17 protein-coding genes are annotated in these 16298 nt (G+C 40.2%); all 17 read right to left on the bottom strand.

Features of this window, described 5'->3' with window-relative positions:
* Positions 1-7: 7 nt before the first annotated feature.
* On the bottom strand, positions 8-2092 hold the full coding sequence (gene topA, locus AAGS61_RS00950) for a type I DNA topoisomerase (RefSeq protein WP_391366406.1): 2085 nt from the start codon (positions 2090-2092) through the stop codon (positions 8-10).
* 94 nt (positions 2093-2186) lie between these two features.
* Positions 2187-3074, bottom strand: coding sequence for a DNA-processing protein DprA (gene dprA, locus AAGS61_RS00945; RefSeq protein ID WP_391366405.1), 888 nt, complete (start codon positions 3072-3074; stop codon positions 2187-2189).
* Between the two features lie 85 nt (positions 3075-3159).
* On the bottom strand, positions 3160-4062 hold the full coding sequence (gene sucD / locus AAGS61_RS00940; protein ID WP_391366404.1) for a succinate--CoA ligase subunit alpha: 903 nt from the start codon (positions 4060-4062) through the stop codon (positions 3160-3162).
* A gap of 19 nt (positions 4063-4081) precedes the next feature.
* Positions 4082-5242 (bottom strand): ADP-forming succinate--CoA ligase subunit beta, encoded by a 1161-nt coding sequence (gene sucC, locus AAGS61_RS00935; RefSeq protein WP_391366403.1) that lies wholly within the window; start codon positions 5240-5242, stop codon positions 4082-4084.
* 158 nt (positions 5243-5400) lie between these two features.
* The gene (locus AAGS61_RS00930; RefSeq protein WP_391366402.1) at positions 5401-5712 is read right to left on the bottom strand and encodes an EscU/YscU/HrcU family type III secretion system export apparatus switch protein; all 312 of its coding nucleotides are present in this window, start codon (positions 5710-5712) and stop codon (positions 5401-5403) included.
* Complete coding sequence (locus tag AAGS61_RS00925) at positions 5709-7610, bottom strand: hypothetical protein (protein WP_391366401.1); 1902 nt, start codon at positions 7608-7610, stop codon at positions 5709-5711. The genes AAGS61_RS00930 and AAGS61_RS00925 overlap by 4 nt, the downstream gene beginning before the upstream one ends.
* Positions 7607-8374, bottom strand: a complete 768-nt coding sequence (locus AAGS61_RS00920) for a ribonuclease HII (protein ID WP_391366400.1) — start codon at positions 8372-8374, stop codon at positions 7607-7609. The genes AAGS61_RS00925 and AAGS61_RS00920 overlap by 4 nt, the downstream gene beginning before the upstream one ends.
* Before the next feature lie 103 nt (positions 8375-8477).
* Positions 8478-9353 (bottom strand): ribosome biogenesis GTPase YlqF, encoded by an 876-nt coding sequence (gene ylqF / locus AAGS61_RS00915; protein WP_391366399.1) that lies wholly within the window; start codon positions 9351-9353, stop codon positions 8478-8480.
* Positions 9354-9459: 106 nt separating this feature from the next.
* Positions 9460-10023, bottom strand: coding sequence for a signal peptidase I (gene lepB / locus AAGS61_RS00910; RefSeq protein ID WP_391366398.1), 564 nt, complete (start codon positions 10021-10023; stop codon positions 9460-9462).
* A gap of 198 nt (positions 10024-10221) precedes the next feature.
* Entirely contained in the window at positions 10222-10566 is a 345-nt protein-coding gene (gene rplS, locus AAGS61_RS00905; protein WP_391366397.1) for a 50S ribosomal protein L19, read from the bottom strand.
* 127 nt (positions 10567-10693) lie between these two features.
* Positions 10694-11425, bottom strand: a complete 732-nt coding sequence (gene trmD, locus AAGS61_RS00900; RefSeq protein ID WP_391367286.1) for a tRNA (guanosine(37)-N1)-methyltransferase TrmD — start codon at positions 11423-11425, stop codon at positions 10694-10696.
* A 2-nt stretch (positions 11426-11427) separates the two neighbouring features.
* The gene (rimM, locus tag AAGS61_RS00895) at positions 11428-11946 is read right to left on the bottom strand and encodes a ribosome maturation factor RimM (RefSeq protein ID WP_391366396.1); all 519 of its coding nucleotides are present in this window, start codon (positions 11944-11946) and stop codon (positions 11428-11430) included.
* A 91-nt stretch (positions 11947-12037) separates the two neighbouring features.
* A complete protein-coding gene (locus tag AAGS61_RS00890; RefSeq protein WP_391366395.1) occupies positions 12038-12271 on the bottom strand; it encodes a KH domain-containing protein in 234 nt (77 codons plus the stop codon).
* Positions 12272-12285: 14 nt separating this feature from the next.
* Positions 12286-12558 carry a 30S ribosomal protein S16 gene (gene rpsP, locus AAGS61_RS00885; RefSeq protein WP_391366394.1) on the bottom strand — a complete coding sequence of 91 codons (273 nt, stop codon included), beginning with the start codon at positions 12556-12558 and terminating at the stop codon, positions 12286-12288.
* Between the two features lie 91 nt (positions 12559-12649).
* Positions 12650-14008, bottom strand: a complete 1359-nt coding sequence (ffh, locus tag AAGS61_RS00880; RefSeq protein ID WP_391366393.1) for a signal recognition particle protein — start codon at positions 14006-14008, stop codon at positions 12650-12652.
* Between the two features lie 12 nt (positions 14009-14020).
* Positions 14021-14356 carry a putative DNA-binding protein gene (locus AAGS61_RS00875; protein WP_391366392.1) on the bottom strand — a complete coding sequence of 112 codons (336 nt, stop codon included), beginning with the start codon at positions 14354-14356 and terminating at the stop codon, positions 14021-14023.
* A gap of 711 nt (positions 14357-15067) precedes the next feature.
* On the bottom strand, positions 15068-16297 hold the full coding sequence (gene ftsY, locus AAGS61_RS00870) for a signal recognition particle-docking protein FtsY (RefSeq protein ID WP_391366391.1): 1230 nt from the start codon (positions 16295-16297) through the stop codon (positions 15068-15070).
* Position 16298 lies beyond the last annotated feature (1 nt).

Genomic DNA, 16298 nt, shown 5'->3' with positions numbered 1-16298 from the left:
TACCTCTTTATTCTGATGGTGTTTCCTCGTAGTCACACTCTGCGTTCGTACATTGGATTTGAACACCTTTTTTCAATTTCTTCTCTACTAATAATGCACTACATTTCGGACAAGGTCTATTAATTGGCTTATCCCATGAGACAAATTCACATTCTGGATATTGATTACATCCGTAGAAAATCCGTTTTGTTTTGCTTTTTCGTTCAACAACTTCGCCTTCTTCACAGGATGGACATTTCACACCGATTGGCTTCATAATGGCTTTTGTATTACGGCAATCTGGGAAATTCGAACAAGCCATAAACTTGCCATAACGGCCGAGTTTATACACCATTGGCGCGCCACATTTTTCACAGTCTTCACCAGCTGGCTCATCTTTAATCTCGATTTTCTCCATTACTTCATCTGCATGCTTCACACGCGGCTCAAAGTCTTTGTAAAACGCATCAATGACTTCTACCCACCTCGTAATGCCTTCTTCAATACCATCTAGGTTTTGTTCCATCTGTGCCGTAAACTCGATGTTAATGATTTCAGGGAAGAATTCTAACGTTGCTTGATGAACGATTTCGCCAAGCTCTGTTGGGACAAAACGCTTTGCATCTAGCTGTACATACCCGCGCTTTTGAATTGTATCTAAAGTAGGTGCGTATGTCGATGGACGCCCGATCCCTAGTTCCTCTAACGCTTTCACTAAACGCGCTTCCGAATAGCGTGGTGGTGGTTGCGTAAAATGTTGTTTTGGTTCAATATTGACCGTTTTTACTTTATCCCCTATCGCCATTTCTGGTAATAGCTTCGTCGTTTCTTCGGTTTGATCGTCTGTTCCTTCAATGTAGAGCTTCATAAACCCTGGAAACTTTACATGTGAACCGTTAGCACGGAACTGAACGCCTTCATTTTGTAAATCAACTGTTACCGTATCTAAAATGGCTGGTGCCATTTGACTCGCGATAAAGCGCTCCCAAATTAAACGATATAGTCTTAGTTGATCTCGGCTAAGTACCGTTTTCAATTCATCCGGTGTGCGCATCACACTTGTTGGACGAATGGCTTCGTGCGCATCTTGAGCATTCGCTTGCTTTTTCCCTTGCTTTACTTCACCAACAACATAATCTTTCCCGTATTTCTGTTCGATATAACCGACTACTTCTGTTTTCGCCGTATCGGAAATACGTGTCGAATCTGTACGCATGTACGTAATTAAGCCGACCGTTCCTTCTTTTTTGCCGATATCGATGCCTTCATACAGTTGCTGTGCGAGCATCATCGTCTTTTTTGCACGGAAGTTTAGTTTACGCGCTGCTTCTTGTTGTAAGGATGATGTCGTAAAAGCAGGTGCTGCATTACGCTTACGCTCTTTTTTGACAACATTGCGTACTTCAAATTCATCGCCTTTTAACTGTGCTAATACAGCTTTCACTTGCTGTTCATTTGTCAGTTTTACCTTTTCTTCATTTGTACCATAAAACAAAGCATCGAATTGTTTTTTCCCTTTTTCAAAAAGTCCTTCAATAGACCAATATTCTTCTGGTACAAAGTTTTTAATTTCATTTTCGCGATCAATAATTAGACGAAGTGCCACCGATTGTACTCGACCTGCCGATAATCCCTTTTTCACCTTTTTCCACAATATCGGACTAATATTATAACCAACAAGACGGTCTAAAATTCGACGAGCTTGTTGTGCATCAACTAAGTCCATATTAATTGCACGTGGATGCTTAAAGCTTTCTAAAATTGCATCCTTTGTAATTTCATTAAATACAACACGGCAATCGGATGTTGTATCGATATTTAAAGCAGTCGCTAAGTGCCAAGCAATTGCTTCCCCTTCTCGGTCAGGATCGGCTGCAAGATATATTTTCTTCACTTTTTTTGCCGCTGTTTTTAATTCCTGCAATACAGGTCCTTTTCCGCGGATTGTTATATATTTAGGTTCATAATTATTTTCTGTATTAATCCCCATCTGACTACGCGGTAAATCGCGTACATGTCCGATAGATGCCTTCACTTTATATTTTTTCCCTAAATAGCGTTCAATCGTTTTCGCCTTTGCAGGTGATTCCACTATTACTAAATAATCTGCCATTCATCTTCCCCCTTATAGAGGTTACTTGTTGTTTTTTACAAATCAATTCCTGTTGCAAAATGTATAACAGATTTACATAGAATGCAACTTTTTTTCAATTTTTCATTTGAAACATTTGTAATTCCTCAATAATTTGATACCCGTTCCATATCGGAATGGCACCTTCTCTGATTAAATTATTTGTACCAGCAGATTGTAGCGATGTAATGGGGCCAGGTACTGCAAATACATCTTTCCCTTGCTCTAAAGCAAGCTCTGTTGTAATGAGTGTACCACTGCGAAGTGCTGCTTCTGTTACGACTAATGCATTCGAAAGCCCACTAATAATTCGATTGCGCATTGGGAAATGATGTTTTTTTGCTCCGACATGTGGTGGGTACTCGGTTACTAATAAATGATGTTGACTTAAATGATTTGCAAGTTGCTCATTACTTCTCGGATAGATTGTTTCGAGGCCGTGTCCTAGTACAGCAATTGTTTTTCCACCATAATGCACCGCTGCTCGATGTGCCAGTGTATCTGCACCTTTTGCAAGACCACTGACAATTACATAATGATGTTGAATAAGTGGCGGGATAATTTGTTTAAACGCTTCTGCTGAGTAAGCAGTCGCTTCCCTTGAACCAATACAGGCAATTTTGTTTTGGGCTGTAAGCAGGTTGCTATCTCCTTTGCAATATAACACTGCTGGTGGATCACTAAGTTGGAATAATTGTTTTGGGTATAAATCACTTGTATACGGAATAATTTCAATGTCTTTTGATGCATAAAATTCTAGTAAATCTGTTTGACATAGAGAAACATATGTCCTTTTTAGTGTATATGCAGTTTCCTTTTTTATATTAATCATTTGAGCTAAATTTGAGACTGAAACCGTTTCCAATTCGTTGAGTGTTTGAATATTACGCAATAAGTAATGTAGTTTATTTAATGTTAGCGGATATGCATAATGAAGTGCTAATAATTTATGCAAGGTTGTCATTTTATCACTCCTTTTATAATAGAAGAAAAAATGACTGTACAAGAAAAGATGTAGCGCGAACCCCCACCCGCGCTACATCTTCATTTTAATGCGTCTTACATTTTTCGTATAGACCTTTTTCTTTAATAACTTTAATTAACGTTTCGCCAATAACTGATGGTGTTGGTGCTACCTCAATACCTGCTGCATTCATCGCTTTGATTTTTTCCGCTGCCGTACCTTTACCACCAGAAATAATCGCGCCTGCGTGTCCCATACGCTTTCCTGGAGGTGCTGTTTGACCACCGATAAAGCCTACAACTGGTTTTGTCATATTTGCTTTAATCCATTCAGCAGCTTCTTCTTCCGCTGTACCACCGATTTCACCAATCATAACAACCGCATACGTTTCAGGATCTTCGTTGAATGCTTTTAATACGTCGATGAAGTTTGTCCCATTTACAGGGTCTCCACCAATCCCAACCGCTGTTGTTTGACCGATACCTTCTTGTGTTAATTGGTGTACTGCCTCGTAAGTTAGTGTACCAGAGCGTGATACAACTCCTACATGACCTTTTGTATGAATGTAACCTGGCATAATACCGATTTTACACTCATCTGCTGTAATAACACCTGGACAGTTTGGACCGACTAAGCGTGTCTTTTTCCCTTCCATATAGCGCTTTACTTTGACCATATCAAGTACAGGAATATGCTCTGTAATACAAATTGTTAAATCAAGCTCTGCATCCACTGCTTCCATAATAGCATCTGCTGCAAAAGGAGCTGGCACATAAATTACAGATACGTTGGCACCAGTAGCTTCTACCGCTGCTTGCACCGTATTAAATACCGGTACGCCTTCGATTTCCTGTCCACCTTTTCCAGGTGTTACACCTGCAACAACTTTTGTACCATACTCAATCATTTGCTTTGTATGGAAAAGTGCTGTATCCCCTGTAATCCCTTGTACAATTACTTTAGTATCTTTATTAATAAATACGCTCATTACTTCTCCCCGCCTTCCTTTAGCTCACAAGTCCTACGATTTTTTGAGCGCCGTCTGCCATTGAATCAGCAGCGACAATATTTAAACCGGATTCATTTAATAATTGTTTACCACGTTCTACATTCGTTCCTTCTAGACGAACAACTAACGGTACTTTAAGACCTACTTGTTTTGCTGCTGTAATAACCCCTTCAGCAATAACGTCACACTTCATAATACCGCCAAAGATATTAACGAAAATACCTTTTACGTTCGCATCTGAAAGAATAATTTTAAACGCTTCTGTTACTTTTTCTGCTGTCGCACCGCCCCCAACATCCAGGAAGTTAGCAGGGCTTCCGCCGTAGTAACTAATCGTATCCATTGTTGCCATTGCAAGACCTGCACCATTTACCATACAACCAATGTTACCGTCTAACGAAATATAACTTAAGTCATACTTAGATGCTTCAATTTCCTTTGGATCTTCCTCATCAAAGTCGCGAAGTTCCACAATATCTTTTTGACGATACAATGCATTGCTATCAAAATTAAACTTCGCATCTAACGCCATAACCTCATCATCACCTGTTACAACTAACGGGTTAATTTCAACGATTGAGGCATCTTTATCAATAAACGCTTCATATAAGCCTAACATTAGCTTTGCAGCTTTATTTACTAATTTTGCTGGAATATTCATATTGAACGCCATACGACGCGCTTGGAATGCTGTTAGACCAATAACAGGGTCTACTACTTCCTTGAATATTTTTTCAGGATTTGTTTCTGCTACTTCTTCAATATCCATACCGCCTTCTTCTGACCCCATTAATGTTACACGAGAAGTGGCACGGTCTAATATATAACTTAAATAATATTCTTTACGAATATCTGATCCTTCCTCAATGTAAAGGCGTTTCACCTCTTTACCTTCTGGACCTGTTTGGTGTGTTACTAACACCTTTCCAAGTAATTCTTTTGCGTACGTGCGTACTTCATCAAGATTTTTCGCAATCTTAACACCGCCCGCTTTACCGCGACCCCCTGCATGAATTTGAGCTTTTACGACAGTCACGTTACTCCCCAATTCTTTCGCGACTTTCACAGCCTCATCTGGCGAGAAAGCAACTCGGCCATTTGGTACTGCTACCCCATATTTTCTCAAGATCTCTTTCCCTTGATATTCATGGATATTCATAATACATCCTCCCATCAGACAATTAAAAAAATTTTTAACAAGGTCTATTTTATACAAAGATTCTGATAATGTCTATATTAGTCTTCATGTGTATTTTTTTGGCTTTTTATGCGATTTTATCGTACTTCATTCAAAGAAAACGCAAAAAGCCGTGTAAATCAGTCTAATTTACACGACTTTTTTAAGTGTTTTATGTCACCATGTCTACGATCTAAATGATAAATAAAAGCAAAGACTTCCGCCACTGCTTGGTACAATTCCTCTGGGATTGATTCATTTAAATCCAACTGTCCTAGCAATTGTACAAGATTGGAATCTTCATGAATAGGCACATCATGAAGCATCGCTTGCTCTAAAATATTTTCAGCAATTTTCCCTTTCCCTTTCGCCACCACGTTAGGTCCAGATGATTTCGATGGATTATAAGATAACGCAATTGCCTCTTTTCGTGCATATTTCTTGTCGTTCATACGCGAATATCCACTCCATTATGTGATTCGGAGTCTAAATTTGACATTTTTGTGACTTTTCCGACTATTCCCTTCTCAAACTGTTTAATAAACACACCCGATAAACGATATTCCTTATCCGCAAGCCCTGCTTTTAAGGATTGTTTAAGGGATTCTGCCAGTAGATTTAATTGTGGATCATCATTAAACACGGTAATCGTTACAATACGGTTTTGCACTTGCATATCAATGACCGTCTCTTGCAAAGATTCCATGTTTAAATAAAAGAGCACGCGTGCGAAATCGGCATCAATTTTTCCGTCATCTCCCATTCTACCATTCCACTGTAATGTCGCATCCATTTGCTTGCCAAAAAAATCAAGCGGCACTTGCATGACAAGCTGGTGTTGATGACCATTTTCTCCCGACAGCAATTGCATACCGTTCATACGCGCCATGAACAGTTCAGCAGAATCTCGCAATGCCGCAGGGATTTGTGCATCTTGTAACAGCGCTAAAAGTTGCGGTTTCACTTGTTGAGCCAGTGCTTGCATATCGTTTGCTTTATTCGCTAACGCAGCTTCATAACTAATCCCCAATCCTTTTAACACCGTTTTCATTGCTTGCTCCATCGCCTTACTATCTACTGCATTTTGTACCTGTGCCTCCGCTTGAGTAACAGCCGCTTGCATAGCAGGTTGGGTCGATTCCACACTAGCACGTACTAATGCTTGAAACATAGTATCGTAACGTGCAACTGCTGCATCAGGCTTTAAAAGAGAGAGCATTTGATCTTTCGTTGACAAACCCTGTTTATTTTGTGTAAATAAGTGATGGTCATTATTTGCCGAAAATACTTTTAACAATTGTTCTTGTAATTGACGGGCAAATATTTCGATTGCCTGCTTCGTTTGCGGTAGTTGTGTAAAGCGGTCCATGAGTTGCTGAAGTTGCCCTTTTTGCTCAGTTGTTAATAGCGTTTCATTTTGAACAAATGTCCGCACATTTTGTAGCATTTGTGCGCTTTCTTCCTGCTTTGCCATCATCACTTGTTGAATAAGTTGCCCGGCTTGTACAGGTTGTGTCGAGAGTGGTTGCGACTGCCCTTGTTGCGATTGCCAGTTTGCTAGTGTTGCATTTTGTGGTAAGATGCCGGCTTCTTTTAACATATTCAATGCTTGCAGGCGGTTCGTCATTGATACGGTATTGTCGGTTAACCTTTGAACAGCGCGCGCCAATAGCACGCCGCCCGTTTCGGCATCCAACGGTTTTGCAATAGTTTGCAATTGTGTCATTAAATTGGTTTTTAATTGATTGTTTATATTGGTTGCATTCTCTAGTTGATTCATAAAATTTTGTAGCGTTGCACTCATACCATCTAATTTCGCCCCTTGTACGAGCGATTGAAATACTTGTGTTGTGAAGGGCATCTTCAGCTCAACCATACGCTGGATTGCCACTAGTGCATCTTGTTTTGTGACGCCCTCAGGTAAAGTTTTCATCCAACTTTCAGCTGCAAGTAACTGCTCACGTGAAATCGGCATTTGCTCTTTCATAAAATGGCTCATTACTTGCTGCAACTCTTTCGTTGGTGGCAAGTTCATGTTTTGAAGCAGTTGATTCATTTGCTGCTGTGGTGTCATCGCCTGTGTCATCGGTCCTGTTACCACTTTTAGTTCCGTTTGTGCGCCAGTACTTGATACTTGAAAAAAGTGCGAATCGCCAACTTTTAAAGGCGTTTCAAGTGTTGCCACTAATTTTTGTTGACCTACTTGTACTTCTGCGGTTTGGTCAGGATATAACTTATTGATTGTGCCATGAAAAATTTGTCCTTCACGTAATACTAAAGGCTTATTTGCCTGCATCGTTTGCGGTTGTGATTGAACTGGATTGAATGACGTAAATGTCAAAATCCTCACCTCTTTATCATCGATTTAATCGGTTCAAAACTTTTACGGTGATGCTCGGTTGGTCCAAATTGCTCAAGCGCCGCTAAATGTTGTTTTGTACCATACCCTGCATGTTGATTAAAACCGTATTGCGGAAATTGAACATGTAGTTGTTCCATGTATTGATCACGTGCTGTTTTCGCTAAAATAGAAGCCGCCGCAATGGCTAAACTTTTGGCATCTCCTTTAATCACAGCATGCTGTGGAATATGAATCGGCAATGTCATCGCATCCGCTAATACGACATCTGGTGTAACAGCAAGTCCTTTCACACTTTCAACCATCGACTGCTTCGTTGCCTCATATATATTTAATGTATCAATCATTTCAGCTGATTGAAAATGAATAGAATAGCTAATTGCGTGCTCTTTAATACGGGCTACGTAATTTTCACGCATTTCTTTTGATAGTTGCTTCGAGTCATTGATGCCAACGAGTGCCTCACAATGATTAGGTAGCACTACAGCAGCTGTCACAACAGGTCCTGCAAGCGGCCCACGCCCGGCCTCATCTACCCCCGCAATACATGCTTCTGGATAGGGCAAAAATGATGCATCAAACGCACACTTCTCACGATGAGCATCTAATATGGCCTGTTTTTTTGCCATGCGCTTTTCAAATTGTAGCCATGCTTTTTGTACGCTTGCTCGCTCATCCTGTTGCAATTCCTTCATCCATGGTTCTAATTGTTCTGCCTGTTTTAAAGCAGCTGTAATTTCTTTAATCGTCCGCATTGCTAATCTCCTTGCTCGTTCTATATTATATATCGGTTTATTTTTATGTTTGTAAAAGAAAAGAGTGTCTGGAAAGTTTTCACTTTCTGGACACTCCCCTTGATTATTGCTCTAATAACTCTTTTTCCATTTGTTCATCGACAAAATCAAACGTTAATTTTCCTAAATGTAAGGACCGAATATCGCGAACGACTAACTCTGATACTTGATCATAATCGATTTCTCCACCTTGTCCAAATACACGACGAAGCTTACCGATATGATCAAATGTCTGTACTAAGTCCTCGTGCACAAACTGTAATTGATAACGTTCTTCCATACGTTGTGGGTAATGTGTTGCAAGAAAGCGCAGACCATACACTGCTAAATCTTCCATATTCGTAATTTGATCTTTAATAGCACCTGTTAAAGCTAATTTATAGCCCACTTCTTGATCCTCAAATTTAGGCCAAAGAATACCGGGTGTATCAAGTAGTTCTAATTCTTTCCCTACTTTAATCCACTGTTGTGCTTTTGTAACCCCCGGTGTATTTCCTGTCTTCGCAATATTTTTTTTCGCTAAACGGTTAATTAGCGTCGATTTGCCAACATTCGGGATACCAACAATCATCGCACGAATGGCACGTGGCTTCATCCCTTTTGCTTTCATCCGCGCCCATTTTTCTGCTAGCATTTCTTGCGCTGCCTTTGTTACCGTCTGCAAACCTTTTCCTTCAAGTGAATTGATTGCGACTGCTTTATGACCACGTTCCTCAAAATACGCAATCCATTTACGTGTCTCTGCCTCGTCCGCCATATCTTGCTTGTTTAAAATCAGGAGGCGTGGCTTTTGATTGATGACTTGGTCAATCATAGGATTACGCGAGGAAAGAGGGAGGCGTGCATCAACTAGCTCAAAAATAATATCGACTAATTTTAGCTTTTCTGATACTTCACGGCGTGCTTTCGCCATATGCCCCGGGAACCATTGAATTGTCATCTGAAACATCCTTTCTCAAACATGTCCCTACTCAGTTAACATTAAAGAGAGGGACGTGTCACTATCCAATAATGAAAAGAGGAGATATTACATCCCCTCTCGTACATTATTTTACAATTTTAATATCACTTATTGGCCAAAAGATTAAATTCGTATTGCCAATCATTTCATCAATACTTACAATCCCAATATGGCGACTATCTTTACTAAAGCGGCGGTTATCTCCCATCACAAACACATAACCTTCCGGAATAACATCTAAATTCGGCTCAATATCCTGTAATGTAAAATCACCCGTTAAATTGCCTTCTGTGATTTCTGCTTTATATTGGTTTAAATAAGGCTCATCAATTGGTTCACCATTAATGTATAACTGATCATCAATATACTCTACGTGATCACCTGGTACACCAATGACACGTTTAATATAGTCTTTTCCTTCTGGTGCATGAAACACGACGATATCGAAACGATCTGGATTTCCAATTTTATAACCAATTTTATTGACAATCATTCGATCGCCATCTTCAAGGGTTGGCATCATGGAATCTCCATCTACCACAATTGGTGTAAACAAAAAATAACGAATGAATGCCGCTATTGCAAAAGCAATAAGTAATGCTTTAATCCATTCCCATAACTCATTTTTTTCTTTCTCGACTTTTTCCACACAAATGTCCCCCTCGTCTATCCACCTATATTGTAAAGGAAATATGTATTTGAAGCAAAAAAATTGTCTATTGCATGCCTTTCCCTATTGCTAAATCCCTATAAAAACCTACATGCAAACATCCATAAATACTACTGATTTTATATTCGCCAAAAGAAATGGAGCCTGCATATCACAAGCTCCATTCTCAAAAAATTATTAGCGAATTTCTTTAATACGTGCAGCTTTACCACGTAGGTTACGTAAGTAGTAAAGTTTAGCGCGACGTACTTTACCGCGACGAGTAACTTCTAATTTAGCGATTTTTGGTGTGTGTACAGGGAATGTACGCTCAACACCAACACCGTAAGAAATTTTACGCACAGTGAAAGTTTCACTGATGCCGCCACCGCGACGTTTGATTACTACGCCTTCGAATAACTGGATACGCTCACGAGTACCCTCAACAACTTTAACGTGTACCTTTACAGTGTCACCAGGACGGAATGAAGGTAAATCAGTACGAAGTTGTTCTTTAGTGATTTCTGTGATAATGTTAGACATTTCGTTTCTCTCCTTAGACAGATGCTCTTGCACGCTCATAGTTGGCCACAGCGGAACACCGTAATTCAGTGCATTTTGCACAAATTGAAGTCTATCACACTGCATTATAAGTGTCAAGTAGTTTTGCTTACATTTTTTCTTGCTGTAATTTCTCTAAAACCTTCAGTTGCTTCGGCGTTAATTGTAACGCCTCGAATAAATCCGGACGACGCTCAAACGTACGTTTTAACGATTGCTCTTGGCGCCATTCTTCAATTTTTGCATGGTTACCACTCGTTAATACGTCTGGCACCTTCATGCCACGGAAATCCGCAGGACGTGTATAATGCGGGTGCTCTAGTAAACCCGTCGAGAATGAATCTTGAATATGCGAATCTGCCTGGCCTAATACGCCCGGCAATAAGCGTACGACCGCGTCAATCACCGTCATCGCAGGTAATTCTCCACCTGTTAAGACAAAATCGCCAATCGAAATCTCATCCGTCACAAGGTGCTGACGAATGCGCTCGTCATAGCCTTCGTAATGTCCGCATAGGAACACTAAATCTTCCTCTTGCGCGAGCTCCTCGGCCTTCTTCTGCGTAAAGCGTTCTCCTTGTGGACACATTAAAATAACACGCGGTGTGCGCCCTTCCGTAATCGTCTCGACGGCATTAAACATCGGTTCTGGCTTTAATACCATCCCCGCACCACCACCGTACGGGTAATCGTCCACTTGCTTATGCTTATTGCCACTAAACTCACGAATATCCGTTACCGCTAACTCAACTGCTCCTTTTTCCTGCGCCTTCTTTAAAATGGATGCACCGAAAACGCCCTCAAACATGTCCGGAAATAAACTTAATACGTGAATTTTCATCATTATAGTAAGCCTTCCATTACATGAATAATGATTTTTTTCTCTTCTACATCAATCTCTTTTACAACATCTTCAATATACGGGATGTAATGCTTTTTGCCGCCTTTTGCTTTAATCTCCCATACATCATTAGCACCTGTTTGTAAAATATCTGTGACAACACCGATGAGTTCGCCCTCTTCTGAGTACACTTCACAGTCCATAATTTCAAAATGGTAATATTCATTTTCTGCTAGCTCATCTTCTTCTAGTTGGTCCATCGTCACTTTTAAAAGACCTTCTTTAAAAGGCTCCACTAAATTAATGTTATTTAAGCCTTCAAACGTTAATAAAATAAAGTTTTTATGACGACGTGCACTTGCTACTGTTACCCAAATCGGACGCTTTTCATCCTTTTTAAAGACCGCTAGTTTACTGCCTGGTGCAAATCGTACTTCCTCAAAATCGGTTGAAGATAATACACGCACCTCACCGCGAATGCCATGCGTATTCACAATACGTCCTACGTTAAACCATTCCATCATATCACCTCTTGTATAGAAAAAGAGAAGAAAGCATACGCGCCTCCTCCTCTTTTTATTGTGCGGATATTCGCTTCGGAATATCCTTTTTTTAATCCAATATATCGACGTAAGTCTTTTTCTTATGGTATCCGCTCGATGCTGAGTAAACAATTGTGCGAATCGCTTTTGCGACACGACCTTGCTTGCCTATGACTTTCCCTCGATCCTCTGGATGAACAAAAAGCTTATAAACAATTCGATTATCATTTTCGTCCGTCTCAATACGAACATCATCGGGATAATCGACTAACGGTTTCACGATTGCTTCAATCAGCTGTTGCATACAGATACCTCCGATTATTTACTGAATTTTTGGTTATGGAATTTCTCCATGATACCTTGTTCTGAGAACAGGTTACGAACAGTATCAGATGGTTTTGCACCATCAGCTAACCATTTAAGAGCTTTCTCTTCATCGATTTGTACTGTAGCAGGAACTGTAAGTGGGTTGTAAGTACCTACTGTTTCGATTTGACGACCGTCACGTGGTGAACGAGCATCAGCTACTACGATACGATAGAAAGGAGATTTTTTAGCTCCCATACGTTTTAAGCGAATTTTAACTGCCATTTATAAGCACCTCCGAATAAGTTTCACACAAGATATTATATTAGCAATGTCTCTTGAGTTTGTAAAGTGTTTTTTCTTAACACCTAAATTTTTATTTAAACAATGAATCAAAGCCAGGTAATTTCATCTTTTTCTTGCCTTTTCCTTGTGCCATACCTGTCATTTGTTTCATCATTTTTTTCATTTCTTCAAACTGCTTTAATAAGCGGTTTACTTCTTGAATCGTCGTACCTGAACCATTTGCAATACGCTTTTTACGACTTGCATTAATTAAATCAGGGTTTGTTTTTTCAGCAGGTGTCATCGAGTAAATAATGGCCTCAATGCGCCCCATTTGCTTTTCATCTACTTTAACATTATCTAAACCTTTAATTTTGTTTGCGCCTGGAAGCATTTTTAACAACTCATCTAAAGGTCCCATCTTTTTCACAGCTTGTAGCTGCTCGACAAAGTCATCAAACGTAAAGGTTTGTGTCATGAACTTTTCTTCCAGCTCTTTCGCTTTATCCATGTCCACTTGTGCTTGTGCTTTTTCGATTAATGAAAGCACATCACCCATCCCAAGAATACGAGAGGCCATACGTTCTGGGTGGAACGGCTCCAGCGCGTCCATTTTCTCTCCCATACCGACGAATTTAATTGGCTTCTCCGTCACGGAACGAATCGATAATGCAGCACCACCACGTGTATCACCGTCAAGTTTCGTCAACACAACGCCCGTAATACCGACTGCCTCATTGAAGCTTTGCGCTACGTTTACCGCATCTTGACCTGTCATCGCATCGACAACAAGGAATACTTCATCGGGCTCTTTTAATGCACGAATATCTTTTAACTCTTGCATGAGTGCCTCATCGATATGTAAACGACCTGCTGTATCGATGATAACCACATCGTGATGTTCTTCCTTTGCATGCTCAATGGCTTGACGTGCAATTTCGACTGGCGAAATATCTGTTCCAAGAGCAAATACAGGGATAGAAAGCTGCTTCCCAAGTGTTTGAAGCTGGTTTACAGCCGCTGGACGGTATACGTCAGCAGCTACTAACAGCGGCTTTTTATTGTATTTTCTACGTAATACGTTCGCTAGCTTACCTGTTGTTGTCGTTTTACCAGCACCTTGTAAGCCGACCATCATAATGACTGTCGGTGGTCGATTATTAAATTTAATCGGGCTTTGTTCTCCACCCATTAAGGCTGTCAGCTCATCTTGTACGATTTTAATGACTTGTTGACCTGGTGTTAACGATTTCATCACATCGATACCAACTGCACGTTCACTTACTTTTTTGACGAATTCTTTTACGACTTTTAAGTTAACATCGGCCTCAATTAAAGCAAACCGTACTTCACGCATCATTTCTTTTACGTCTTGTTCAGTTACTTTCCCTTTACCTTTAATTTTTTGAATGGTTCCTTGGAGTCGCTCTGCTAAACCTTCAAATGCCAAATTGTTCGCCTCCTAATCCGATTCCTTCAGTTGTTCAATTAACGCAAGACGCGCTTCTAACGTCGCATCATCGTCTTGAATGGCTACCGTCAGCTGCTGTAACATACGCTGGCGTTGCTGAAATTTTTCTAATAAGCGTAATTTATCTTCATATTCCTCAAGCATAGCTTCTGTACGGCGAATGTTATCATACACCGCTTGGCGAGATATTTCATAAGATTCCGCAATTTCACCGAGTGAATGATCATCTAAGTAATAAAGCTCCATATAACTACGCTGCTTTTCTGTTAATAACGCTTGATAAAAGTCGAAGAGAAAATTCATGCGTGTTGTCTTTTCAAGTAGCATTTTCATCTCTCCATTCATATTTATTCTACTGTATCATATAGCTTTTTAAGGGGAAGTGTCAAGGGAATTTACTTGCAGATTATAGTAGAATTTTTGCAATTTGATTTTGCTGTTAAGCGCTTGGTTTATGTTTATACTAGTAACTCATAATGAGTAAACACATAAATATATTACCATTTGAGTAACCGTTGCTTTCCGCTCCGGCACTCGCTTTCCACGGGCGAGATCAAGCCTCCTCGTCGCTCATCCTTCGCGCCTGCGGGGTCTTGATTGTCTCGCTTTTCCCGTAGGAGTCTCGTGCCTCCGCTACAAGCAACTGTTGTTCAATAAAAAATGTGTTGCTAAAAAGCAATAAATCTCCCCATAGATTACAGGGGCTAGGCAACGATATGTGCAAATAGAAAGAAAATGATTTCTTTTAGAGAAGGAGAATACTTTTTAGCATATTGAGAAGTATTCACTTTTTGCCGTAGCGCGCCATAGCCACAGGAGCCAAGATTCTCTTTGCGACGAAAGCGTAGCGTCAGGAGCAGAAACAGGAGATCCAAACAGGCCACGCCTGTTTTAGCTCCTGTGTAGGCTGTGGCAAAGCGCGGAGGCTATAATAAACACCTTTTACCATTTAAATGGTATTTTTAAAATAGACTTTTGCTTATTATGAAGCTAGTAAATGAAAAAAGTGACCCAGAATTATTTCTGAGCCACTTTTGATTAGTCTTCTATTTTTTCTAGTTCTTTTTCTAAGCCTTCTGCAAATAAACCGTATACATAGCGTTCTGCATCAAATGGTTGTAGGTCGTCCATTTTCTCCCCGAGACCGACAAATTTCACTGGAATGTGTAATTTGTTACGAATCGCAAGAACGATACCACCTTTTGCTGTGCCGTCTAGCTTCGTTAAGACAATACCTGTTACGTTCGTTGCCTCTTTGAACATTTGCGCCTGTACTAATGCATTTTGACCTGTTGTGGCATCAAGTGCTAATAATACTTCATGTGGTGCATTTGGTACTTCACGTGAAATGACACGGTGTACTTTTTCAAGCTCGTTCATTAAGTTGACCTTATTTTGTAATCGTCCTGCTGTATCACAAATTAACACATCCGCATTACGATTTTTCGCCGCGCGAATCGCATCGTACATCACTGCCGCCGGATCTGACCCTTCTGATTGTTTAATCACTTCACAACCTACTCGGTCGCCCCATACTTGAAGCTGATCAATTGCACCTGCACGGAATGTATCACCTGCAGCAAGCATCACGGTTTTACCTTCTGATTTTAGGCGGTGTGCGAGCTTACCAATGGTTGTCGTTTTACCAACGCCATTCACCCCAACGAATAAAATAACCGTGAGTTCCCCGTTTGGTTGTACATTTAATTCAGTTAAATTTTCTTCGCCCGCCTCATAAATTTCCACAAGCTTTTCTGAAATAATCGTTTGAATGCCTTCTGTATCTTTAATATTTTTACGTTGTACTTCAAAACGCAACTTGTCCATTAACTCCATGACCGTTTCAAAGCCAACGTCCGCTTGTAACAATACGTCTTCTAGTTCCTCGAAGAAGTCTTCATCTACTTTGCGGTAACGCGCCACAAGATCGTTTACTTTTGATGTAAATGAGTCACGTGTTTTCGCTAAACCCGCTTTAAACTTTTGTGTAATAGACCAAGCGGAAGGTTTTTTCTGTTCTTCTGTTACTTCTTCCGTTATTTCTGCAATCGGTTCTGCTACTGGTGGTAGCTCTTCTTCTACAGTTGGCTGCTCTACTTCCTCAACTGTTACAGGTTCCTCTACTTTTGCGTCATCTTGTAGCGTTGTTTCTTTCACATCGACTAGATCATCCTGCTTAGCCTCTTCCTGTTCAGCGAGTTCATCTTTTACCTTTTCTTCTTCTGATGAACCGATTAACTTTTCTTTTAAACGTTTAAAAAAGCTCATT

The sequence above is a fragment of the Lysinibacillus sp. KU-BSD001 genome, from assembly GCF_042920265.1.
Classification (GTDB): Bacteria; Bacillota; Bacilli; order Bacillales_A; family Planococcaceae; genus Lysinibacillus_B.
Note: the sequence above shows the minus strand (reverse complement) of the source record. Positions and strands in the feature narration are given on the sequence as shown.